The organism is Pirellulales bacterium, assembly GCA_036490175.1.
Taxonomy (GTDB): Bacteria; Planctomycetota; Planctomycetia; order Pirellulales; family JACPPG01; genus JACPPG01.
In genome coordinates, this window is the sequence record DASXEJ010000257.1 from 1 (window position 1) to 23,360 (window position 23,360).

The window sequence follows — 23,360 nt, forward strand, 5'->3', positions numbered from 1 at the left end:
AACGACGCCGACGCGCCAAGGTCGGCTGATCGCCAGCGAGATACCTCCGCGACACCACAAGCATTCAAACAAGGACACCTTCACCACCTAGCGCCACCACTTTAGACCGCCCCGCGCCACCGTTTCTAAATGCCGTCAACATCGAAGATTGGTGGGGGCGCATGCCATCCGCTAGCTGGTCCGGTACTTGAACGCCCTCACGCAGGGGGCAAGTAGTTGGCTTTTGAAAATCAGGACGCGTGGCACGTCCGGATTTCGAGAATTCGCCCCACGCGCAACGTCCGAGAGGACGCGCCGGCGTCATTGAGGAACGACGAAATCCTCAGCCCGCGACCAGGGGCCAGAAGTGATAATAATCCTCGACGGCCGAGAGCGTGTAGCCGCAGGTACGATACAGGCCACAGGCAGGCGAATTCGCCATTTGAGTGATCACTCGTGCCTCATCAGCGCCGTGCGACCGCATCCACTCATGGGCACTTTCTAGCAATCGGCGTCCCACGCCGCGGCCGCGTGCCTGCTCGGCCACGGCGAGCAAACCGATCTTTCCGGTGTCGTTCGCCACGGCCACCGTGACCATTCCGTTCAGCCCGTCCGCGATTGTCGGATCGTGCGCTACGAGGACCGTGTCGGCGATTTCGCGACGGACACTGCGCTCGATCCAGATGCGATACATCTCTAAAAAGCGCTCCCTCGGAAAACGCGGGTCAACATTGAATCGCGAATGCGCTCCTGAGGCAATTGCCAGCTTCAATAACTCAGGCGACGTTGCGTGCGCCGAATATTCGGCGATGCTCCGCGGGTGCCCCTGCCTGCCGTTGGCGGGCTGTGCCAATGGCAAAGTCTGGGAAAACGTCGCTTTGCGGTCCGTCAGAGTTCCGCAGAATTCGCAGGTCAGCGCAGCGTCGATCACACGGTCTGGCTCCATCGTTACGACAACGAACGCGAAATGCGCGTCTCTCGCCGATTCGAGAGCCGACCAAAGATCCCGATCGTCGAGGCCGCGGGCATGCAGAACCCCCGTGGCAAAGCCAAAATGCTCGCATTCCCAGTTAAGCCGAACGACCTGCGGTTCGCTGGCGACTTTTGTGCCGTTCACGTCGAATAATCCCCTTTACTTGGCGATTTCCGCACAGCATTCGTCGTCCGATCACGACGCCTGCGATTCGACACTGCGCTCAATAGCGCTAGGGCGCATTTGGTTCGATCGATCACCGGCCAGTTCATCGAGAACGTTTCGCTCGTGGTATTGCGGCTTACCATTCACGTTCAGATGCAGGCGTCCCAGGTACTCGCCCATGACCCCCAGCCCGAGCAACTGCAGGCCGCCCAGCGTGAGAACCGAGACGATAATCGAAGCATAACCTGGCGTGGTAATACTGCCCGTGAAATGGAGGTACAGGTAGTACACGCCAGTGGTCATCCCACAGAAGGCCGCCATGCAGCCCAGCAGGGAAACTACCTGCAGCGGCAGCAGCGAGAAATTAGTGAAAAGATTCAGGGCTAGCGTCACCATCTTGCCCAAGGAATCGCCGGAACGCCCCTCGTTACGCGGATGATGTTCCACAGTGACCTTGCCGACGCGTCGCGTGTTCCAGGCCAATAACCCATCTATGAAAGTAAATGGACGGGTATAAGGCAAGATCGCATCCAGCAACTCGCGACGAAAGACCCGGAACGACGTCACCGTAACGGGCAATCGAAAGACCCTGCGAAAGAATGCATTGACTACGGCCGAACCGATATTCTTAAGCGGTGGATGCTTCTTTTTGTCGTAACAGCCATAGACCAGGTCCAAATCGTCTGCGGAGATCGTGTCGAGGAGTTTGGGAATCTCCTCGGGCGGATGCTGCAGATCATCGTCCATCGTGACGATGAGCGCGCCTCGCGCATGACGAAATCCACACATCAGCGCGTTATGCTGGCCATAGTTGCGCATCAATTGCACGGCCACGATGTGTTCCGGATTTTGTTTTTGCAAAGCGGCCAGCACGCGCCACGAACCATCGGGGCTGCCGTCTTCTACAAAGACCACCTCATATGATTTGCCCGTAGCGTCCAACACTGTTCGCAGGCGGGTCACCAAGCGCGGGAGGATTGTCGCAGAGTTGTAGACGGGGATAACCACCGACAGTTCAATCGAACGACCTTCGTCGTGCCGCAAGCCGACGGATCCGGCCACGGGCGCACGTTTGTCTTCGCCTGCCAGAGGCATCGCGCGTTGCACGATGCCGGATTGGTGATTTGTCGGATTAATCCTGGGCAAACTCATGGAGTACTAACACCATCTATCAATTGCGTTGTCCTGATCTGACACTGCGAGCGCCGTGAAAGCTGATCTAAGATCGCCGCCAGAGCCGCATTTCAAGTGACACACGCGTCAGGTCCTCGTTCAGATTCACCGCCCCGCCGTGTATCAAATACGGCGAGAAAACCAATACCTCGTGCGGTCCTGGGTTGGGCCGCGTCAAGACAATTGGATGTCGGCCCCGCGTCACTGTGGGCACCGTGTAGTTCAATCCCTGTATACGTGCGCCGTTCACGGACCGCTCGATTTCACTCTCCGACCATTTGTGGCTTCTTGCCAGCACAGGAAGCGACGACAAGGCGTTGCTGCCGGCCACAGGTGCGTAAATGTTCACGCCGTCACGCAGGTGGTCCAGCCACACGTCCCGATGGGGTGGGTTGTTGTCCTGCTGTTTACATGGCCTGACGATCCGCAGGAAAAATGGTCGGCCACTGTATTTGGCACCATCGACCGTTAGCGGCGCGCGGCAGATCTCGGAAATCCGCTCTGCGACCAGGTCCAGGCTAATGGGGAATTGATGCCTTTCGAACCCGACGCGTGTTCGTTTCACGATCGCCGCATGCTGCTCGTCCGTGACCAGCCGATGATACTGCTCCAGGACGAAGGTATCGCCGGTCTTGATGCCCTCGGCGGCCATTTCCGACCGCACCAGCTGGGTAAAGCCCTCACACATCAAGCGCCTGTCCGTCTCGGATACAAATGGCGCGACGCGATAACCGACGTCGTCCCAGCCCGAGTCGCGAATCACATTGTCGTCGGCCTCGAGCAAGACCGATGTCGGTCCACTCTCTGTCGATCCGTCGAGTTCAAACGATACTTTACGATGATCGATCCAATATTCGACTAGTTGCATCGGGCTATGCTCCCCTGGCTGGCCATGTCGATTGCCAATTGGCTGCTGTGCGAAAACGATTCATATTCTTGCGGGCCGATGAGGACGGCCTCGATATCGGCCAAGGTTTCAGAATTGAGCTCGATGTCTGCCGCCTGGACATTACGAAGAACTTGTGCCGGCGTCGAAGCGCCTATCAAAATTGCCGGCACGCCAGACGATCGCAAGCACCAGGCGACCGCCATGGCCGTCAATTCCAGCCCATGCCGTTCGGCAACCCCCTGGAAACGCCGCACGACATGCTCGTTTTTTAGCTGATGCTGCCACATGTCCTGGCGTGTGAGAGGAACGGCAGCCCGCGAATTCTCGGGGCAGGCGCCGGCCAGATACTTACCGGTCAGTACGCCTTGGGCCAAGGGCGAGTAGCCAATAACATCAATTCCCAAGGCCTGACAAGCGGGCAAAGTCGCTTGCTCGACGCGTCGCTCGAGCAGGTTGTAAGTGAACTGATTGCTAATGGGCCCGTGGGCTCTTAATGCAGTCGCCAGATCACGGCATCGAACCAGTTGTTCGCCGCTGAACCGGCTAGCTCCCCAATGCAATATTTTTCCCTGCCGTACTAGGTCGTCCATTGCCATGATCGTCTCTTCGAGCGGAGTTTGCTCGTCGAAGCGGTGGCATTGCAACAGGTCGATGTATTCGGTCCGCAGATGCTTTAGCGATCGGTGAACCGAACAAAAGATATGTTTTCGGGACAGCCCGCGGTCGTTTGGGTCGGACGAAATCGGAAAGTACAGCTTAGTGGCTACTACGAACGCGTCACGATTGCGTTGGTGCAGGAAGTCGCCGAGTATCGTCTCGCCCGCCCCTTTGCCGTAGGTGTCTGCCGTATCCAGAAAGTTGATGCCCGCCTCATGCGCGGCAGAGAGGATTTCGATCGCCTCGGACTCGCAAACAGACACACCCAGCGTATTCCAATTGCCCAGACCAATAACGCTGATTTTGAGGCCGGATCTCCCTAAGCTTCTGTATCGCATGCCAGAATCTCTCGCGTATTGGCGACGATCTCGGTTCCTTGAACTGTCGAGATAAAGTCCCTGCGTTGGCTCGCCGTCAGGGTACATCCGCGACCTTAGGCCGCCCTGCGCCCCGTGGTCGCTCCGGTTACGAATCGAGTAATGTGATCTACAACGTCCAACTGATCGACGGCGGACAAGTCGAAATAGAACGGCAACCGCAACAGCCGGCCGGCCATTTCCTCGGTGATCGGCAGGTCACCGGCCCGGTAGCCGAATCTGGCACCCATTGGCGACAAGTGTAGCGGCACGTAATGAAACGCCGTCATGATCCCCTCTTGCTTCAAGCTGGCCATCAACGCGTCGCGCTGGTGGACGTCGGGCAAAAGGACGTAGAACATGTGATAGTTGCTTTGGCACACCTCGGGCACGCTGGCAAGCTCGAGCAAATTCATTTGTTCAAGCGGCTTGAGCAACCGCGAATAATTTTGAAACAGTGCTTCGCGTCGCTCGGAGACCGGCTCGAGCATTTCCAGCTGTGCCAGCAAGAATGCCGAGCACAACTCGCTAGGAACGTGCGAAGAACCTACGTCGACCCAGGTGTATTTGTCGACCATGCCGCGAAAGAAGCGGCTGCGATTAGTACCCTTCTCGCGAATGATTTCGGCGCGTTCGACCAGGTCGCTGTCGTTCACGCACAGGGCGCCTCCTTCTCCGCAAACGTAATTCTTCGTCTCGTGGAAGCTATAGGTGCCGAGATGGCCGATCGAGCCCAGGGCTTGCCCCTCGTAGCTGGCATTGACTCCCTGGGCGGCGTCTTCGACGACCAGCAAGTTATGTTTTTCGGCGAGCTCCATAATGCGGTTCATCTCACAGCTCACACCTGCGTAATGCACCGGAAAAATCGCTTTCGTGCGCGGGGTGATCGCGTTCTCGATCAATTCCTCGTCGATGTTCAACGTGTCTCGCCGGATGTCGACAAAGATCGGCTTTGCGCCAAGCCGGACAAATGCGTTGGCCGTCGAGACAAATGTATACGAAGGGAGGATTACCTCGTCGCCCTCGTGCAAGTCACAGAGACTGGCCGCCATCTCCAATGCAGCCGTACATGAGGGAGTCATCAGGACCCGGTTAACGTCGAATTGTTCCTCAAGCAGCCGCGCGCACTGCGATGTGAACTGTCCGTCACCACCGATCTTTCCGTTCACGATCGATTGAGCGACGTAATACAGTTCCTTGCCCGAGATAAACGGCTTGTTGAACGGAACGCGGGGAACCATGCGATTTGACTCCGCCTCTACCGCAATACTGGACCGCTGCGTGTGGTCGATTAGCTGCCGAACTCGCCAATCCCTTGGTACGCGGCCATGCGCACGCAGGGGTACAAGTCTTTATCGCGTCGCGAGGGTGTCGAACTTGCGGATTAGTCAAACCTTTCCGGCAAGACTCGCAGGCGATCAAGAAAAGTGGCTTGCTCGCAAATGAAACGCACAAATGAAGTGCGCGCGTGACACTAGCCAGCATGCTAGCGTCGCAATGCTGTCTTTGCCTCTGCGGATTCCGCGGTCGTCTCATAGTCAGCACGCGGCTCGAAGCGGCCGGCCAGATCGAATGCATGACCGCCATTGCGCGCCGCAAGGAAATCCATTTCGACGCCACAATGCTGCCGAGCAAATTCGCGCAGCAGCGTGTGGGACGTCGAGTCCCCCAAGAGGCAAACGTCGCGCCGCTCGTGAAGGGCGCGGACAGGACTATGAATCGCGAACTTGCGCTTCATCGCCATCGAAATGGGCGTTCCTTGCGGCCAGCCGATCAGCAGCAGGTGCAGGTCGTCGAGCGACGTCAGGCTGTCGAAAGGGGATAGTGCCTGAAGCGGAAAATCGGTCGGCCACAGGATGAAGAGCTGGTCATGACGAGGTTGCAAGTCAGCCAAGAATTGGTACAGTTCGCCGCGCAATGCCTGGTTCTTGGCGCTGACACGCCATTGCCGGTTGGCGGCTATGCCGATGCCAACCGACGCCATGATTAATATCGCGTGTACCAGTGTCGGCCGCAGTAACGCGCGTGCGGCGCGCCGATGCCAAGCGAATGGTGAAAAGAAGCAGCGTACCGCGAGGGCGGGCCAACGGCGATGTGGCCACTTTACGCCGTCTCCACAAATCAGCAGCAAGAGTGCTAGCGGAAACGTCAACGCGGGAAAGTAAACCCGGCTCGGCGGTGTCTTGTTGAAAATGGCCACTGCGGCTACCAAGGCTAATCCTGCTGCAAGCGTGCCGGCCAGGGCCACGCAGTTTTGTTTTGAGCGCGTGGCGCCCCATAACGCCAGTGGCAGCACCAGGACCATCGGCCAGAGCGACTTGTCGCGCAGGACGGCAAGTACACATGTGCGAAAATAGTCGACAGTAAGACGCTCCGTCATCCAGGCGCGGCTTTCCAGGATGCGCTGTAGTTTCTCGGCGGAATACAACTCTGGGTCATCGTAGAACCAATCCTGGATCATCGCATGGTCGTTCGCGGTCCAACCGACCGATGCGAAAATGGTCGCCGTTTCCGGCGTGTATCTCGTCCAGCCGTAATCGTTGAACTTGATGCGCAGCTTGTTGTACGTCAAAAACGCTTGCCATCGTGAGTCCCGCGCGTAATACGCATTGTTGTAGGCCGCCAAGAGAATAACCAGCGCCACGCACACACCGCCACCGACCAGCGCCACTCGCACGACCTCACGACGCCAGGGCCAGCCCATCAGACAGAGCGCAGCCGGCAAAGCGACAAGCGCCGTCAGGTAAAAAGCGTCTAGGCGAACCAAGGACGATACAACGAGCAGTGCAATGCCCACTGCCAACTGGCCACAGACGCTGCGATCGGCAGCCGTCGCTGCGCGCCGCAGCGCCAGCAAACACGCCATTGCCCCACTCTGGCCGATCAGACATGCGGTTGTCGTAAATTGAAGGTTGTTGAGGTAAAAGATTCCTACGGTGGCAAAGAACAGTAGGTATGCGGCCAATCGCCAGCGCGTAAAGCCGCCGGCCAACGTGCAATACAACAAAGTCGCCTGTGCCAGATACTGAACGGCCAGCAAATAGCCGCCGTACCAGGGAATGGACGGGGACATGAGATAAAGCGATTTAAGCAATCGCCCGATGATGACGTTGGTAAAAATGAGATGTTCGTCGGGCGCAAGGCCCATACCCCGGCCGGAGGCGATCATCTCGATCTGAGGATCGTCGTTCGTTTGAAAGCTAGGCGACAGGACCGCGAAGGTAGTCGCAAATAAAGCTGCCGTCACAAACAGAGCAAAGGCCAGCGGGAACCTCGCTGCCAGTGCTTCGCAGTTCGCCAGGCAGGCACTGCCGAGCGTGCGCGAGGGCGTGCAATCTTGATGCGCCTGGCTTTGTTTGACGGGCGAATTGTCGTGCATGTTGATTCGCCGCTTTACGCGGCGCGGGCTGAATGCCGGCGATCTTTTCGACAGCGCGCGGGGACAGCAAGGCCACACCAGGGGGGGGCGCGTCTCGACTCTTATCGTGTAAAGCGGTAACGAACTTGCGGATTATTCCGCTACTTCGCCAAACGATCTGCCAAAAATGACATGGCGACTTGGTTCAGCGTGCCTAGCCACAGGTTCGCTAGCAGTGCGTTGCCCTCGGCCAAATTGCAACGCTGGCATGATCGATGGTGAAAGACTCCATTGGACTGTCGCGCCCCCCCCCTTGTTGGGTGCCGAGCAGTAGGGCATCGTATGGCTTGGAAACGCCATCGAAGACCAACAACGGGAGCCTTATATGCAAAGCCATCGATCAGTTAACGGCGCAAGATTATTCGCTGGGGCCGACCGACGCCCGGCCGATAGATCCTGCCTGAACTACGGCCTGACCAACTCGCCGGTCGGAGCTGTCTTGGTGAACTTTTTTTCTTTCTGCACAGTGTTTCTTCTGCTGTTCACGCTGGGAACGTCCAGCACCGGGGCGGCCGACGCCAAGGTCGAGGTTCCCGATGATGTGATTTTCGAAACCGGCATCGAGTATGCGAATCCTGCAGGCGAGCATTTGACGCTTGATCTTGCCCGTCCGAAGGTCGCCAAGGGACCGCTCCCCGCCATTGTGTGCATTCACGGCGGCGGGTTTCGCGCCGGCAATCGAGAGCATCACGACCGGCTGTGCATTCAGCTCGCGCAGCGAGGCTATGTGGCGGCGACGGTCACCTATCGCCTGTCGCCGAAATACCAGTTTCCGGCAGCGGTACGCGACGTGAAGGCAGCCGTCCGCTGGCTGCGCGCCAACGCGGGCAAGTACGGGATCGATCCTGAACGAATCGGCACCACCGGAGACTCGGCCGGCGGGCACCTGGCGTTGTTTTTGGGAGTGACGGGGGACGTCAAAGAATTCGACGGCAGCGACGGCGACAACCTCGACCAGTCAAGCCGAGTCAATTGTGTGGTCGACGTCTACGGCCCCAGCGATTTCACCAAATCTTACGGCAAGAGTGTCGATGCCGCACAAGTGTTGCCGCTTTTTCTCGGCGGGGATTTACTCACGGCCCGAAAAAAGCACATCCTGGCCAGCCCACTGTATTGGGTCACTCCGCACGCTCCGCCCACGCTGGTAATTCATGGTACTGAGGATAAGTACGTCGCCTACGAGCAAGCGGAATGGATCGTTGATCGTCTGCGCAATGCCGACGTCGACGTGGAACTTCTCACGTTGGAAGGGGCGGGCCACGGCTTCAAGGGGGACGACGCCAAGCGAGCCCAGGAGGCGATGTTCGCGTTCTTCGACAAGCACCTGAAGCCGCAATGATCGCGATCCTCGCTGGGTGCGCCGCAACTACGCCATGAGACTTTCGATCTGCTCGATCTCGACCTGCTCAAGGCGGAAATTCGAAATGTCGAGATCCATCCGCATGTGGTCGGCATTGCTGGTACCGGTCAGCGGCAACATGCCGACATCTAGGGCGAATCGAAATACAATCTGACTGAGCGAGCGGCCGTGTCGCTTGGCGATTTGAGACATGGCCGGGTGGGCCAATGCGTCGCCATTCGCCGTTAATAGAGAGAACCCCTGATAGACCACGTCGTTCGCCTTACAGAACTCGCGAACTTCTCGATCCCAACCAAGCACGGCAAAGCAGCGATTTTGCACGAAACGGGGTCGCACGCGGGCTTGCTCGCACAATAGCTCAAGTTGCTCAAGCGAGACGTTGCTGACGCCCAGCACGCGCGCACGGCCGTCAGTGTGAATGGCTTCCATCGCCCGCCACGCCTCCCAATCCGCAGGCGCCAACCCGACGCGCCGCGTCGGGCCGTGCAACACGTACGAATCGACGAAGTCCGTTCCAAGATGATCGAGCGAACTGGCGAACGATTGCTCGACCTGTGTGGCAACCGGCGCTTGCGGGTCGTATGGCAGACGGTGATCCTGCCCCTCGCGCGAGGTAAATTTGGTCTGCAGGAATAAGTCCTCTCGCGTGATCTGACCACGCCCGATCGCCACCGCCACAGCCTGACCGACGCCCGCTTCGTGATAATGGCGCCGCTGATTTGCAGTGTCGATCCCACGAAAGCCTTGAGTGATAGCCGTCTCTGTGAGACTCTGCGTGGCATCCTCTTTCCATGCGGTACCGTACAAAAAGCGCGGCACGCGCACGCCATCAATGGATAGTGGTTCTAGCGGCATGCCGATATTCCCTTTGCTGACTGCGCACTATGGTTCTTCGCGCGGCAATTCGGACAATCGCTTACTTTCCAAGCAACTTCTGCAAGTCGCGCCATGGTCGGGTGTTGGCCACATCCTGCTTAGTGAGGCCCGCGCGCCGTGCCTGATTGATCCCATAGCGAAGTACATCCAGCCCCTGCGTGCTATGCGCATCGCTAGAAATTACGATCGGAATTTTGAAGCTTTTTGCCGCGGCGCAGGCTACGTCGTCCAGGTCGAGCCGCGCTGGGTTGGCGTTCAGCTCCAAAAACTTGCCGTAGTCGCGCGCCGCCTTGAACATGGCATCCAGGTCGATTTCGTATGACTTCCGCCGATTAAGGATTCGGCCCGTCGGATGGGCGATCGCCGAGACGTGCGGATTCTTGATCGCATCGAGTATGCGTTGCGTGATTTGCTCACGTGGCTGGTTCTGGCCGTAATGGACGCTGGCCACGATCCAATCAGCTCCGGCCAAAACGTCGTCATCCAGGTCGAGGCCGCCTTTTTCCAAGATGTCGACCTCGACCCCCTTGAGCACTTGGAACCCACGCAGACCTTCGTTGAGCTTGTCGATCATGGCCCATTGGCGACGCAAGCGGGTGCCGTCGAGTCCGTTGGCCATCGTCACCCGTTTGGAATGATCGGTAATCGCTATATATGCCAGTCCGCGTGCCTGAGCGGCGGCGATCATTTCTTCGAGCGTTGCCTTGCCGTCAGTGGCGTTGGTGTGCATGTGCAAATCGCCGCAAAGATCACCGATCTCGATCAGCTTGGGCAATTTACCTGCGTCCGCCCAGACGAACTCTTGCCGGCCTTCGCGGATCTCGGGCGGGAACAGCGGTAGCCCCAACGCCGCGTAGACGTCTTTTTCTGTACGCCCGGCGATGCTCGTTTCGGCTCTGAAAACGCCGTACTCGTTGATCTTTAGCCCTTCGTCCTTGGCCCGGCCGCGCAAAATCACGTTGTGTGCCTTCGAACCGGTGAAATATTGCCAGGCTGCGCCGAACGAATCGGCCGGCACGACGCGCAAATCAACCTGCATGCCGCCGGAGAGCCGAATCGACATTTTCGTATCGCCGCGGGCGATCGTCTCGGCCACTCCTTGGTAATTGGCAAAATGATCCATCACCGCCGCAGGCTTGCTCGACGCGACCAGCAGATCGAGATCGCCGATCGTTTCCCGGCCACGTCGATAGCTGCCTGCCGCCTCGGCCTGGTCGACGGCCTGACAAGCCCGCAAATGGGAGAGCAGCGATTGCACGAACTCGTCGGCTGTGGCCCAATAAATCCGATCGTCGACGGTCTCCGCGATCGACAGTCCTTCCAGGATCTTTTGCTCAGTCTTCTCGCCAAAGCCTTTTAAGTCGCGAACACGATGCGCATCGCAGGCCGCTTTCAACTGTTCCAACGTGCCGACTTGCAACTCTTTATAGAGCACCGCTGCCTTCTTTGGACCTACGCCGGGTACGCGCATCAGCACCAATACCGAGGGGGGTGTCTTGGCCGCTAATTCTTGCAGCAGCGGCAACTCACCCGTCGTCGCCAAGGTCGTGATCTTGTCGGCCAGATCCTTGCCGATGCCGGGAATATCGGTGAGGGTGCGCTCGGGGTCCTTGACGATCGCGGCCACGGATTCGGTCAGATCGCGAAGCGTCTGTGCCGCGTTGCGATAAGCCCGCAGTCGGAACGGATTTTCACCCTGAAATTCCAGCAGATCCGCGATCTGATCAAAGGCGTCGGCAATTTCAGAGTTCTTCATGGCTCTTAAATGAATGGGCGATTTGCGCGTCGCGTTCTTCTCTTTCATCGTCAGCGAACCACATCATATCATATGGGTCCTATCGATAGAGGAGACCGGGCCAATCTCCGGCGACATCGTCGGATATCAACGGCAACAGGACAACGATCACTACATTTCGGTGAGATCGAAGGTGGATAGCCACGCAGCACACGGATGTAATGCATGGGAGGCGCATTTGTTCGTGCGATTTGTGTTACTCGTGTTTGACCGATTCTGCTTTGCGATCCGCTGCGTCATTTCTGACTGATCTTTTTCAACATCAAGGTGATCGTATGAATGATTCCGACGATGCAAGACTTGTCGTGCGCCCGATCGGTTGGGTCCGGTCGTCACGCGGCATGGCGACAGATGATTATTGGGGAGGCACGGTAGCCAACATCGAGCTTGACGCGAGCCAGTACCCTGCCACGTCGTTGGCCGGCCTAACCGATTTTTCGCACGTGCAGATCATCTATTTGTTTCACAAAGTTGGCCTGGCCAGCATAGTGACGGCGGCCGAACACCCGCGCGAGAATCCGGCCTGGCCGAAGGTGGGCATTTTTGCCCAGCGCAAAAAGAGCCGTCCGAACAGGCTGGGGCTTTCCACGTGCCGGTTGCTATCGGTCGACGGATTGACAATCCAAGTGGCCGAGCTCGACGCGCTCGACGGCACGCCGGTCATCGACATTAAGCCCTACGTGCTGGAATTCGAACCTCGCCGCGAGGACGTGCGCCAACCCAAGTGGATCGGTGAATTGATGGCGGATTATTTTGCGAAGCAGGACAAATGAATAACTGGAACGGCATCGAACGAGCGTTAAGTGCGCGATGCGCACCGTGCGACTTGCTAAATATGCAACTCCACCACATCCTTATCCGACAGCACGTAGTCTCCCTTGACCGTATTGGCGTTGTGGCTGCCGGCGCCCCAAACTCGGGCGGATTTAAGGTTCTCGGCGATGTCCTTGTGGACGAGCCCTGCCACGTCGGCCACAGTGCCGCCGGTGCGCAGCGTGAACGGGCGCTCGTAGTCTGGCTCCTTTGCGCGCGGCAACTTGGTGTAGACACGCATCACGTCCAGCCCGCGAAAAATTGCGTTGCGCAGTTCCGATAGTCCGGTGCCCGCTTGGGCCGAAATGACGTATTCAGCAAAGTCCCATTGCTTGGCACGCGGGCTTTGCAGCCCTTCGTGCAGAAATTCCAGGCGGATCAGCGCGTCCTCCAGGTCGATCTTATTGGGCACGAGCAGCGTTTGCGTGTAAGAGAGACCTATATCCTCCTCATCGAGATGCGACGTGCGTCCCAGCCGGGTCTTGGTCGTAGCCAACTTGTCGAGCACGGCCTGGCACTCGTCGATCCCTTCGTCGCTACCCAAATCGACGACCAGAACGACCAAATCGGCCCCGCGAATCAAACCGTGCATGTACGGCTCGAAGATGTCGGGCGTGATCGGCGGCGTATCGATCAGCTGCACCTGCACGTCTTCCCAGGGCATCATGCCGGGCAGTGGTGTGCGCGTGGTGAACGGATAGGGAGCAATCTCGGGCGTTGCCCGCGTTAGTGCGGCCAAAAGCTGGCTTTTTCCAGCGTTGGGCGCGCCGAGCAGAACGGCGGTGCCGGCCCCCTGCCGTGGGACGCGCACGCCATGCACCTTGGCCGGGTTTTTCTTGGCAGCCTCGACCTCTTTTTTGGCCCGGCTGATCTTCTGCTTGATCTCGGACTGAAGCTTCTCGGAAGCCTTATGCTTGGGCATCTCGCGCAGCATGACTTCGAGCCACTTTAGCTCCTCGTCAGTGGTCGTGGCGCGACGGTAGGCCTCCTCGGCCTTGTGATACTGGGGCGTGAGATTGGTAGCCATTGTTCGACGCACTGGGGCCAAATACGGGTACTATCCGGCAGCATACCGTCTGCCCGCCGCGCAGTGCAGAGCTGCCAGTCGACTGCAAAGGCGCCTGCGACGCTAGGATAAAAAAGCCATGCTCGCGATATAACGCGCCATTTTCGCAACAGACGGCCCTATCTTTCCTGAGCGTTGACTGTTGACGGCGGCGCGGCGCGGCGTTACCGTTCCCAACAAGTTGCGAGGGGATAGAAAACCCGCCCAAGAACGTCGTAAGCCGTGCGGGCTTCATCTCATTCGTATCCCCCAACAGCCCGCCGCATTGGCCCGCATTCGCCGGTGCGGGATTTCTGCAAGGTCGTATTAAGGGGGTCGCTCAGCGTGTCACGTTCGATTTTGCGCACGAAGGTGGATCGCAGCACGCCGGCCTGTCAGGCGAATCGTGCTGCTTTGCTCGCGCAACTGACCGAACTCGACAAGCTGCTCGAAGGGGCGCGGGCCGGAGGCGGACCGAAGTACACCGAACGGCATCACAAACGGGGCAAGTTGCTCCCGCGCGAACGCATCGAACTATTGCTCGACCGGGATTCGCCATTCCTCGAACTTTCCAGCGTCGCGGCGGCGGGCACGGAATATCACGTCGGCGCTTCGGGCGTCGGCGGCATCGGAGTGGTGGCCGGCGTCGAGTGCGTAATCACGGGGAATGATCCCACGGTTCGTGGCGGCGCGGTGAATCCTTATTCGCTGGCCAAGTCATTGCGGTCGCTGACGATCGCCCGCCAGAATCGTTTGCCGGTTATCTTTCTGGTCGAGTCGGGCGGAGCCGACCTGCCGCGACAGGCCGAGATTTTTGTGCCGGGTGGCGCCGTGTTCCGTGATCTAACCCAGCTTTCGTCGGAGGGTATCCCGACGATCGCGCTGGTGTTCGGCAATTCGACCGCGGGCGGCGCCTATAACCCGGCCATGTGCGACTACTCGGTGTTTGTTCGCAATCGTGCTAAGGTGTTCCTGGGGGGGCCACCGCTCGTGAAGATGGCCACCGGCGAAGAATCGACTGATGAAGAACTGGGCGGCGCCGAAATGCACGCTCGAGTCTCGGGCCTGGCAGACTTTCTGGCGAACGACGAGCATGATGCCCTGCGATTGGGCCGACGCATCGTCGCGAATTTGAACTGGCAAAAGCTCGGCCCGGCACCGTCAGCGCACGTCGAAGAACCGCTCTACGACGCGGAAGACCTCCTGGATTTGGCGCCGGCGGACCTAAAGGTTCCGGCCGACATCCATGAGATCCTGGCGCGCGTGGTCGACGGGTCTCGCTTCGACGAATACAAGCCCCTCTACGGCAATAGCCTGGTGACCGGCTGGGCCTCGATCCATGGTTTTCAGGTCGGCATACTGGCAAATTCCCGCGGTGTGCTCTTTTCGGAAGAAGCACAGAAGGCGACGCAGTTCATCCAATTAGCCAATCGCAATGATGTGCCGCTGGTGTTCATCCAGAACGTCACCGGCTACATGGTAGGCAAAGAGTACGAGCAGCGCGGCATCATTAAGCATGGCGCGATGATGATAAACGCCGTCTCGAACAGCACGGTGCCGCACGTCACTCTCCAAATTGGCGCCTCGTACGGTGCCGGCAATTACGGCATGTGTGGACGCGCGTACAATCCGCGATTTGTCTTCATCTGGCCCAATAGTAAAACAGCGGTGATGGGTCCGCAGCAATTGGCAGGCGTGATGTCGATTGTTGGCCGGGCAGCGGCCGCTGAAGCAGGCCGGCCTTTCGACGAAGAGTCCGACAAGATGCAGCGGGCCTTCATCGAGAATCAGATCGAAACTGAGTCGCTCGCCGCTTACACCAGCGCACGCATCTACGATGACGGCATTATCGATCCTCGCGATACGCGGACTGTGCTGGGCATCGCGCTTTCCGCCTGCCATTCCGCCGAGGTGCGGGGAACGAAACAACTGGGCGTATTTCGCATGTAATGATGAACAAGATCCTGATTGCCAACCGTGGCGAAATCGCCCGCCGTGTGATGCGGACCTGTCGCGAGATGGGCATTCCGACCGTTGCCGTATTTTCGGAACCGGATCGGGATGCGCTTTTCGTACAAGAAGCTGACGAGTCCGTGCCGCTGGGGGGCTCGTCGAGCGCGGAATCGTATTTGAATATTGAAGCACTGCTCTCTGCCGCGCAACGCACAGGCTGCGTGAGCGTACATCCGGGCTACGGCTTTTTATCGGAAAATGCCGACTTTGCCCGCCGCTGCGGCCAGACCGGCCTGGTATTCATCGGACCCACGCCCGAGACGATCGCAGCGATGGGATCGAAAATCGAGGCCAAGCGGCGAATGCAGGATTCGGGAGTGGCCGTGCTCCCGAGCATCCATGTCGCCGAGAAGACCATCGCTGAGCTGGCCCGTGAGGCTGCGGGGCTCGGTAGTGCAATTTTGGTCAAAGCGTCCGCCGGAGGTGGAGGACGCGGAATGCGCATCGTCCGTGATCTCGGCTTGCTCGGCGATGCGGTGGCCGCGGCTAAGCGCGAAGCCTTGGCGGCCTTTGGCGACGAGACCGTTTTTCTGGAGCCGTATGTCGACGCGCCGCGGCATATCGAAGTGCAAATCTTCGGCGACACGCACGGCAACATCATTCATCTTTTTGAGCGAGAATGCTCAATTCAGCGGCGGCACCAGAAGATCGTCGAGGAATCACCCTCCACCGCCCTTGACGAGCACTTACGCTCGGCGATTTGTAGCGCCGCCGTGCGGGCCGGCGAGGCCATTGGCTACGTCGGCGCCGGCACAGTCGAGTTCCTCCTGACGCCAGATCACAAGTTCTATTTCCTGGAAGTCAACACCCGCTTGCAGGTCGAACATCCCGTGACCGAAGAGATCATGGGCCTGGACCTAGTGCGCATGCAAATCCTGGTGTCGCAAGGCTTGCCACTGCCGCGCGAGGTTTGGGAAGCCAAGCCCCGCGGGCATGCGATTGAGGTGCGTCTGTACGCCGAAGATCCCGCACAAGGATTTGCGCCGTCGACCGGCACCTTGCATCGTTTTCGCATTCCTGATAGCGCCGGGGCCCGCATCGAGTCGGGCGTCACTGACGGTTCGGCTGTCAGCTCTTATTACGATCCCATGCTGGCCAAGGTTATCGTGCATGCTCCGACGCGGGCCGAAGCGGCCCAGCGGCTGGCGACCACACTGGCGCAGGCGCAGATCCACGGCCTGCGCACGAATCGCGAATTGTTGGTGCGCATCCTACGGAACACAGAATTTCTGGCCGGCGCGACGGATACACATTTTCTAGAGAGACATCCGGCCGCGGATCTAGCGGCTAGTTTGTGCAACGCGGACGCCGAGCGGTTGCACGCGGCCGCTGCCGCCCTCGCGGCACAAGCGGCGCGCCGTGCCGCGGCGCGGGTCTTGGCCCAAATCCCCTCAGGCTGGCGCAACAACCCGTCGCAACCCGAGCGGATAAGGTTTCAGGGAAATGATGGCGACATCGAAGTCAGCTATCGCTGGGCGCGGGGGCAGTTGCAATTGGCGCTCGATGGTAGGGCTTGCACAGGGGCTCGAATCGGCAAATGTACGGCCGACCAAGTGCAACTGGAAGTGGATCACATAATGCGCACGTACGAGATCCATCACGTCGATGACACTTATTTTGTCGATAGTCCGCTGGGATCGTCGGCACTGCGCGAGTTGCCACGATTTCCGCTCGCCGAGGACGAGGTGCAACCCGGGTCCCTTATGGCGCCACTGCCGGGCGTAGTGGACGACGTCAAGGTTTCGGTCGGCGACCGCGTTGCGACCGGCGACGTGCTTTTGGTGATCGAATCGATGAAGATGCTTTATCCCGTGACCGCACCGATGGCGGGCCGTGTGACCGAACTGCGCGTACATAAGGCTAGCCACGTCGAAGCCCGCACGGTACTGGCGGTGATTGAAGGAAGCGGTGAGTGAGGGACTGCCGGCAGGCTTGCGAGCCGGAGGCTCTGGCCCTGCACTGCCGAAACGTACACGGTTCGCTTCAAAGCTGTGCGTTTCGAAGGGCTGCCGAACACTGGACCACAGGTGGTCCCAAAGAATGCCCTGTCTCGCTACCATGTGGGTTACGCATTCGTCCCAAGGTAGCAGGTAGCACTTATGTCCACTTCAGTCGAACCGTTGCGAATCGCCAATTGCTCCGGCTTTTATGGCGACCGCCTGGCCGCCGCGCGCGAGATGATCGAAGGAGGCCCGATCGATTTTCTCACGGGCGACTACCTGGCCGAGCTTACAATGCTCATTCTCTTCAAGTCGCGTCAAAAAGACGTCGCCAAAGGTTACGCAACGACCTTTCTTCGCCAGATGGAAAATGTACTGGGCCTGGCCATCGAGCGCGGCGTCCGGCTCGTTACAGACGCAGGAGGGTTAAATCCGGCGGGGCTGGCAACAGAACTCCGGGCTCTCATCGAAAAATTGGGCATCAAGGCCTCGGTCGCCCACATCGAGGGAGATGACCTGCTCGGCAAGCTGCCGGCGCTGCGCGCGGCGGGACATGAAATGCGGCATCTCGATACCGGACGTCCGCTGGCGGAATTGAAGGCGGCACCGCTGACGGCCAACGCATATCTCGGCGCTTGGGGCATCGTCGAAGCGCTGGGGCACGGTGCCGATATCGTCATCTGCCCACGTGTGACCGATGCGTCGCTAGTCGTCGGTCCGGCGGCGTTCCATTTTGGCTGGTCGCGTACGGATTGGGATCGGCTGGCCGGTGCGGTAGTGGCCGGCCATGTGCTGGAATGTGGGGCTCAGGCAACCGGCGGCAACTATGCGTTCTTTCGCGAAGTGCCAGGTCTCGAGCATCCGGGCTTTCCTTTGGCCGAAATGCACGCGGATGGTTCGAGTGTCATTACCAAACATCCCGGCACGGGCGGACTGGTTTCTGTGGGCACTGTGACAGCGCAGTTGCTCTATGAAATCGATGGACCACGCTACATGAACCCCGACGTGGTATCGCGGTTCGACACGATCCAACTTTCGCAGGACGGATCCGACCGCGTAAGGATCTCGGGAGTGCGCGGAGAACCAGCGCCTGAGAACGTCAAGGTGTGCATCAACTACCTGGGTGGCTTTCGCAATGCAATGACTTTCGTACTGACAGGCCTGGACATTGAAGCCAAGGCCGATCTTGCCCGTCGCACCTTGACCAAAGAACTCGGCGGCGCCGAACGATTCGATGCGCTCGACTTCGATTTGGTGCGCAGCGACAAACCCGACGCCACGACCAACGCCGAAGCGAGCGCCTACTTGCGCGTCACTGCCAAGGGGCAGGATCCGAGCCGCGTCGGCCGTGCCTTTTCGAACGCCGTAGTCGAAATGGTATTGGCCAGCTATCCCGGTTTTTATTGCACCTCGCCTCCGCAAGATGCCACTCCCTATGGCGTCTATTGGCCAGCACTCGTGCCTGCCAACGTACCGAATTACGAAGTCGTGCTGGCCGATGGCTCGCGCATTGCCATCCCCCCCGCACCAACAAGTGGCGGCGGAGGCGCACCGCTTGCCGATCCTGACACCGGCGTACCGGGCAAGGTTGCTGTCGGTACGACGAAGCGAGCGCCACTGGGGACGATTTTTGGCGCGCGGTCAGGTGACAAAGGAGGAAATGCCAATGTCGGTATCTGGGCCCGCAGCGATCTCGCCTACGCCTGGCTCGCTTCGTTTTTGACAATCGATCAGTTCAAGCAATTGGTCCCCGAATCGGTGCCACTCGTCGTACGCCGTTTCGAGTTTCCCCATCTACGAGCGCTCAATATCGTCGTCGTCGGACTATTGGGCGAGGGGGTTTCTTCCTCGACGCGGCCTGATGCGCAAGCTAAGAGCCTAGGCGAGTACCTGCGCTCGCGCATGGTGGACGTGCCTTTAGAGTTACTCCGCGACGCGACGCAATGAAAAACGAGAGCGCCGGTAAGTGGCTTGCCATGAGCGGCACGAAAAAACCCCGCGACGCTGGAGCGGTTTCCTTCCGCACCAGCTCCACGGGGCCTGTTCGTAATTAAGTTACCTGGGCTGACGGCCTGGAAACACGACAACTCTACTTCGGCTCGCCTTCGACTGCCTTCTTGGCGGCGTCTGCAGCGCCCTTAGCAGCATCAGCCGCGTCTTCGGCGGCGTTTTTGGCTGCGTCGGTAGCACCTTCCGCGGCATTCTTGGCTGCGTCCGTCACAGCCGTGGCGGCGTGCTCTCCCGCTTCAACGGCCTTCTCGCCGGCTTCCTTCGCGTGCGCACCGGCTTCCTTGGCCGTGGCGGCCGCCTTGTCCGCTTCGGCCTTGCCAGCCTTCTTGGCTTCGGCGCAGCCCAATACGGTAGCGATGCCCAAAATTACGGCAAAACTGATAAGCTTTTTCATCTCCCCATGACCCTTTCGTTTGGAACCTATTTCGGCGAACTCCCACTCGGCGTGGGCGGAATACCGCCTAAACGTCAATAAAACTTAGACCCATTTCGGGGCCCAGTTATTCCCCCTTGAACGAAAATTCCCTACCTGGAGGAATAATCAATCCGCGTAAGCAGAGCAACCCATCAATGTGGCTTTCCCCGCCCAGCCCAGCACGACCGCTCATTTTGGCCCGCCCTGCCAGGCCGGTTTGCGCTTGCCTAGAAACGCGGCGATCCCTTCGGCCAGTTCGGCACTCTCCCAGCGATCCGCGAGCTGACTGACGGTGTACTGAATATTTTCGCTCGTCTCATGCGCGCTGACGAACTCAATCAAACGTTTGCAATCCGCAACCGCGCCGGGAGCGCAGCGTAGAAAAGCGGCGATCTCGTGGTCTATGGTCGCGTCCAGGGCTCCTGGCTCGACAGCTTCGTCGAGCAGGCCCCAGCGGACGGCAGCCGCGCCATCCATGTCCGTGGCATTCAACATTACCCGGCGCGCGTGCGGCGCACCCAGTCGTGCCACCACATAGGGCGAGATCGTTGCGGGGACCAGGCCCAGGCGAACCTCGGTCAGACAGAAACGGGCCGTGGTAACGCCGATGGCAACGTCACAGATGGAAATCAGTCCCAATCCGCCGCCATATGCCGAACCGTTGATGCGTCCAATAATGGGCCGCGGCAACCGATCGAGTTTGGACAACACAGTTGCCAGTTCCGTGGCGTCGGCGATCCGTTCATCGCGCGAGCGCGTGGCCTGTACCTGCATCTCCTTCAGGTCTCCGCCTGCGCAAAAGTGCTCCCCGGCTCCCGACAGCACGACCACACGCACGGCCTGGTCAGCAGCGAGCCGATCGGCGGCCGTGCCAAGTTCCTGGATCATGCGCTGCGACATCGCATTGCGCGCCTCCGGTCGATTGAGCGTCAGACGGGCGATACCGGTCGCATCCACGTCCAGCGAAATGGTCTGAAAGTCGGACAAGTGGAAACTCCGCAATGAGGAGGTACAGAATGATGGATGCGAAATGATGAGGAAGATGCGCCACGAGTTCAATCGTCGGCACGAGCGCCAGCACAAGCCAAGACGCCCGCGATTTCAACGTTCGATTCCTTCGCATTCATCGTTTACTTAGCAGCCGCTTCGTCGCGCAGCACGCGGCGCAGGATCTTGCCGATGTTGCTTTTCGGTAACGCCGACAGAAAGTGAACCTGTGACGGCGCCTTGAATTTGGCCACGTGGCGGCAGACGTGCTCGACCACTTCTGTCTCACTGACCTCCGCACCGGGCTTGGAGACGACGAAGGCTACCACGTTTTCGCCATAAACTGCGTCCGGCACGCCGACGACAGCCGCCTCGGCCACGGCAGGGTGCTCGTGCAAAACCGCTTCCAGCTCGGCCGGATAGATGTTTTCACCGCCGCGAATGATCATGTCCTTTTTGCGATCCACGACAAAGAGGAACCCGTCCTCGTCCAGGTAGCCGACGTCGCCGGTGTGCAGCCAGCCGCCGCGCAGAATCGACTCGGTCTCGTCCGGACGATTGTGGTAGCCCCGCATCACGATCGGCCCGCGCATGCAGATCTCGCCGCGCTCGCCCGAGGGGACGGGCCGATCCTCCTCGTCCAAGATCTGCAATTCCGTGTGCTTATAGGCGCGACCCGCCGAACCCGGGCGAAACGGTTCCGACCGACGATTAGCTGTGCCCATGCCGGCACCCTCGGTCAGACCGTACACCTCGCGAATCCGCGCTGGGTGCCGACGCATGAAAGCTTGCGCCAACTCCACGGGCAAGGGCGCTCCGCCGCAGATGATTTCGACCAGCGATGATAAATCGTACTGACTGGCCCGGGGATGGTGCAGTAATACCGCCAGGATCGTCGGCACCGCCGCCGTGGCCGTGCAGCGATGCTCCTGTACCAGCGCCATGAATCGCTCGGGATCAAACCAGCGCAATTGAACCAGGCGCGTCCGATCCGCCAGATGATTAGGTGTCATCAGCAAGTCATTCATAATGGCCACGCCAAAAATGTGCGCAATCGGCATCGCACTGAGCGTGATCCTCGGCACTTCCCATTTGTCGAGTTCTGCAGCGTCGGCTACCGCGGCTGCGCTGGCCAGCAGATTGCCGTGGGTCAGGAGCACACCCTTGGGCCGGCCTGTCGTGCCTGAGGAATAAAGCATGACCGCGACATCGTGCGTATCGATCTGCGGCAGCGCCGCGAGCGGAGCATGCTGCAAAAGCGAATCCAAGCACAGTTCCGCCGGCATTGCCTGCGGGTTATCTGTTCCGCCAAGCACCAAGATATGGGTGACATGGGGAAGCCCGGCCACGGCTTCACGCACGGTGGGCAACCGCTCGACGTCGGTAACGACGATTTGCGCCTCGGTGTCCGAAAGCACATAGCGTAACTCGTTCGCCGCCGATTGCGGCATGATGGGGATAGCCGTGGCCCCGGTGCGAAAGATTCCCTGCAATACCGGAAACACCAAGGCGTGATTCATCATCAGCACCACGGCCCGGCCTCCTCGACCCAATCCCAATTCGGCGAAGGCCGCGTGCAATCGTCGAGTACGGTCGAGCAATTGCCAATTTGTATACTGCTCGCCCTCGATCTCGAAAAACGACCGCTCACCCAACCGCGCGGCCGATTCTTCGGCCAGTTCCGCCAAATTCTTCGCCGTCATATCCGCCTCACCCAACCAGATATCAAGTAATCCCCAGCACTCGCGTGCGAAGCGCGAGATCCTCTGGAAAACGCCGGGCGCGCAAAGCGGACCGCCCAACGTTTTTTAGCCGGTCCCCGCCACCCTTGAAAATCAACATACCGAATTCAGCCGACAATGCCGCGCGAAAAACGGCAAAAAGCCTCAGTTCAGGCCGAGCCGAAAAACGCCGCCTAGGGGACTTTTCCGTTCGGACAAGACGTTACAAAACGAATAGTCGCCGGAGATGTGCATTCAGGAATCTGCCGGCGGGATCTAGACGTAAACGAACTTTCTGGAAGTGGTCCCATTCCGGGTACAGTTCGGTCAACTCGCGATACGAGAGGCTGTGCAGTTTCGCCCAATGGGGACGCCCCTGATGGCGACGAAAGATCGCTTCGGCGTCGGCGAAAAACCCGGCATGCTCAAGCTCGGCTCCCTGATGGATCGAGATGGCCACGGTGGCCCGGCCCTGCGCGGTGCTGATTAGAATATCGTCCGCCGCCTGCGTACGGTATTCCAGCGGCCAGGTGATATCGGTGTGCTTCCGTCGCATCAAATCGCGCACTTCGAGAAAACAATCCACGCCTCGATCGGCCGGAACCGAATACTCCATTTCATTGAAGCGGTTTTCGCGCACTGTGGGAAATATGCGCCAACTGTCAGCGACCCGTTCGCGCTCGGCGCTGGCCAGTCCGGCGCCCAGGGCGGCGTCATCTGTGAGCGGCGTAGCTGGTCGATCCGTGGGATTGGGAGTTTTGGTGAATGCAATATC

Annotated in this window: 18 protein-coding genes; 5 read left to right on the forward strand and 13 right to left on the reverse strand. The window is 59.3% G+C overall.

Features of this window, described 5'->3' with window-relative positions; translation table 11 throughout:
- Nucleotides 1-322: 322 nt before the first annotated feature.
- From VGG64_19075 to VGG64_19100, 6 genes are all read right to left on the reverse strand, one after another.
- Nucleotides 323-1,096, reverse strand: a complete 774-nt coding sequence (locus VGG64_19075; GenBank protein ID HEY1601711.1) for a GNAT family N-acetyltransferase — start codon at nucleotides 1,094-1,096, stop codon at nucleotides 323-325.
- A 51-nt stretch (nucleotides 1,097-1,147) separates the two neighbouring features.
- A complete protein-coding gene (locus VGG64_19080) occupies nucleotides 1,148-2,269 on the reverse strand; it encodes a glycosyltransferase family 2 protein (GenBank protein HEY1601712.1) in 1,122 nt (373 codons plus the stop codon).
- A gap of 67 nt (nucleotides 2,270-2,336) precedes the next feature.
- Nucleotides 2,337-3,158 (reverse strand): hypothetical protein, encoded by an 822-nt coding sequence (locus VGG64_19085; protein ID HEY1601713.1) that lies wholly within the window; start codon nucleotides 3,156-3,158, stop codon nucleotides 2,337-2,339.
- Entirely contained in the window at nucleotides 3,149-4,174 is a 1,026-nt protein-coding gene (locus VGG64_19090; GenBank protein HEY1601714.1) for an aldo/keto reductase, read from the reverse strand. Before VGG64_19090 ends, VGG64_19085 begins: the two co-directional genes overlap by 10 nt.
- A 95-nt stretch (nucleotides 4,175-4,269) precedes the next feature.
- On the reverse strand, nucleotides 4,270-5,433 hold the full coding sequence (gene rffA / locus VGG64_19095; protein HEY1601715.1) for a dTDP-4-amino-4,6-dideoxygalactose transaminase: 1,164 nt from the start codon (nucleotides 5,431-5,433) through the stop codon (nucleotides 4,270-4,272).
- 245 nt (nucleotides 5,434-5,678) lie between these two features.
- On the reverse strand, nucleotides 5,679-7,571 hold the full coding sequence (locus VGG64_19100; GenBank protein HEY1601716.1) for a hypothetical protein: 1,893 nt from the start codon (nucleotides 7,569-7,571) through the stop codon (nucleotides 5,679-5,681).
- A gap of 481 nt (nucleotides 7,572-8,052) precedes the next feature.
- Here VGG64_19100 and VGG64_19105 point away from each other — a divergent pair, with 481 nt between their 5' ends.
- Nucleotides 8,053-8,949 carry an alpha/beta hydrolase gene (locus tag VGG64_19105; protein ID HEY1601717.1) on the forward strand — a complete coding sequence of 299 codons (897 nt, stop codon included), beginning with the start codon at nucleotides 8,053-8,055 and terminating at the stop codon, nucleotides 8,947-8,949.
- A gap of 27 nt (nucleotides 8,950-8,976) precedes the next feature.
- Here the strand turns inward: VGG64_19105 and VGG64_19110 are convergent, their stop codons facing one another.
- Together VGG64_19110 and polX are read right to left on the reverse strand one after the other, a co-directional pair.
- Nucleotides 8,977-9,825 (reverse strand): aldo/keto reductase, encoded by an 849-nt coding sequence (locus VGG64_19110; GenBank protein ID HEY1601718.1) that lies wholly within the window; start codon nucleotides 9,823-9,825, stop codon nucleotides 8,977-8,979.
- A 61-nt stretch (nucleotides 9,826-9,886) separates the two neighbouring features.
- Nucleotides 9,887-11,602 carry a DNA polymerase/3'-5' exonuclease PolX gene (gene polX, locus VGG64_19115; GenBank protein ID HEY1601719.1) on the reverse strand — a complete coding sequence of 572 codons (1,716 nt, stop codon included), beginning with the start codon at nucleotides 11,600-11,602 and terminating at the stop codon, nucleotides 9,887-9,889.
- A gap of 314 nt (nucleotides 11,603-11,916) precedes the next feature.
- On the opposite strand from polX, the gene VGG64_19120 reads away from it, so the two are divergent.
- Complete coding sequence (locus tag VGG64_19120) at nucleotides 11,917-12,414, forward strand: SAM-dependent methyltransferase (GenBank protein ID HEY1601720.1); 498 nt, start codon at nucleotides 11,917-11,919, stop codon at nucleotides 12,412-12,414.
- Between the two features lie 56 nt (nucleotides 12,415-12,470).
- Here the strand turns inward: VGG64_19120 and VGG64_19125 are convergent, their stop codons facing one another.
- Nucleotides 12,471-13,481 (reverse strand): GTPase, encoded by a 1,011-nt coding sequence (locus tag VGG64_19125; protein ID HEY1601721.1) that lies wholly within the window; start codon nucleotides 13,479-13,481, stop codon nucleotides 12,471-12,473.
- A gap of 363 nt (nucleotides 13,482-13,844) precedes the next feature.
- Between VGG64_19125 and VGG64_19130 the strand changes: the two genes are divergently transcribed.
- The 3 genes from VGG64_19130 (at nucleotide 13,845) to VGG64_19140 (ending at nucleotide 19,399) form a co-directional block, all read left to right on the forward strand.
- Nucleotides 13,845-15,449 (forward strand): carboxyl transferase domain-containing protein, encoded by a 1,605-nt coding sequence (locus VGG64_19130; GenBank protein ID HEY1601722.1) that lies wholly within the window; start codon nucleotides 13,845-13,847, stop codon nucleotides 15,447-15,449.
- Nucleotides 15,450-15,451: 2 nt separating this feature from the next.
- Nucleotides 15,452-17,428: a biotin carboxylase N-terminal domain-containing protein gene (locus VGG64_19135; GenBank protein ID HEY1601723.1), complete on the forward strand. Its 1,977-nt coding sequence runs from the start codon at nucleotides 15,452-15,454 to the stop codon at nucleotides 17,426-17,428.
- A gap of 183 nt (nucleotides 17,429-17,611) precedes the next feature.
- Nucleotides 17,612-19,399 carry an acyclic terpene utilization AtuA family protein gene (locus VGG64_19140; GenBank protein ID HEY1601724.1) on the forward strand — a complete coding sequence of 596 codons (1,788 nt, stop codon included), beginning with the start codon at nucleotides 17,612-17,614 and terminating at the stop codon, nucleotides 19,397-19,399.
- Nucleotides 19,400-19,541: 142 nt separating this feature from the next.
- Here VGG64_19140 and VGG64_19145 read toward each other — a convergent pair whose 3' ends face one another.
- The 4 genes from VGG64_19145 to VGG64_19160 all read right to left on the reverse strand — a co-directional run.
- On the reverse strand, nucleotides 19,542-19,856 hold the full coding sequence (locus VGG64_19145; protein HEY1601725.1) for a hypothetical protein: 315 nt from the start codon (nucleotides 19,854-19,856) through the stop codon (nucleotides 19,542-19,544).
- Nucleotides 19,857-20,066: 210 nt separating this feature from the next.
- Entirely contained in the window at nucleotides 20,067-20,864 is a 798-nt protein-coding gene (locus tag VGG64_19150) for a crotonase/enoyl-CoA hydratase family protein (protein HEY1601726.1), read from the reverse strand.
- 143 nt (nucleotides 20,865-21,007) lie between these two features.
- Nucleotides 21,008-22,567, reverse strand: a complete 1,560-nt coding sequence (locus VGG64_19155) for an AMP-binding protein (protein ID HEY1601727.1) — start codon at nucleotides 22,565-22,567, stop codon at nucleotides 21,008-21,010.
- 241 nt (nucleotides 22,568-22,808) lie between these two features.
- On the reverse strand, nucleotides 22,809-23,360 hold a 552-nt coding region (locus tag VGG64_19160), incomplete at its 5' end, for a D-arabinono-1,4-lactone oxidase (protein HEY1601728.1).

Bases quoted from the DNA above. Each gene is read 5' to 3' on its own strand.
- VGG64_19140 (HEY1601724.1), top strand. From the start codon at position 17,612: ATGTCCACTTCAGTCGAACCGTTGCGAATCGCCAATTGCTCCGGCTTT.
- rffA (HEY1601715.1), bottom strand. From the start codon at position 5,433: ATGGTTCCCCGCGTTCCGTTCAACAAGCCGTTTATCTCGGGCAAGGAA.
- VGG64_19125 (HEY1601721.1), bottom strand. From the start codon at position 13,481: ATGGCTACCAATCTCACGCCCCAGTATCACAAGGCCGAGGAGGCCTAC.
- VGG64_19080 (HEY1601712.1), bottom strand. From the start codon at position 2,269: ATGAGTTTGCCCAGGATTAATCCGACAAATCACCAATCCGGCATCGTG.
- VGG64_19135 (HEY1601723.1), top strand. From the start codon at position 15,452: ATGAACAAGATCCTGATTGCCAACCGTGGCGAAATCGCCCGCCGTGTG.
- polX (HEY1601719.1), bottom strand. From the start codon at position 11,602: ATGAAGAACTCTGAAATTGCCGACGCCTTTGATCAGATCGCGGATCTG.
- VGG64_19120 (HEY1601720.1), top strand. From the start codon at position 11,917: ATGAATGATTCCGACGATGCAAGACTTGTCGTGCGCCCGATCGGTTGG.
- VGG64_19100 (HEY1601716.1), bottom strand. From the start codon at position 7,571: ATGCACGACAATTCGCCCGTCAAACAAAGCCAGGCGCATCAAGATTGC.
- VGG64_19155 (HEY1601727.1), bottom strand. From the start codon at position 22,567: ATGACGGCGAAGAATTTGGCGGAACTGGCCGAAGAATCGGCCGCGCGG.
- VGG64_19110 (HEY1601718.1), bottom strand. From the start codon at position 9,825: ATGCCGCTAGAACCACTATCCATTGATGGCGTGCGCGTGCCGCGCTTT.
- VGG64_19085 (HEY1601713.1), bottom strand. From the start codon at position 3,158: ATGCAACTAGTCGAATATTGGATCGATCATCGTAAAGTATCGTTTGAA.
- VGG64_19145 (HEY1601725.1), bottom strand. From the start codon at position 19,856: ATGAAAAAGCTTATCAGTTTTGCCGTAATTTTGGGCATCGCTACCGTA.
- VGG64_19090 (HEY1601714.1), bottom strand. From the start codon at position 4,174: ATGCGATACAGAAGCTTAGGGAGATCCGGCCTCAAAATCAGCGTTATT.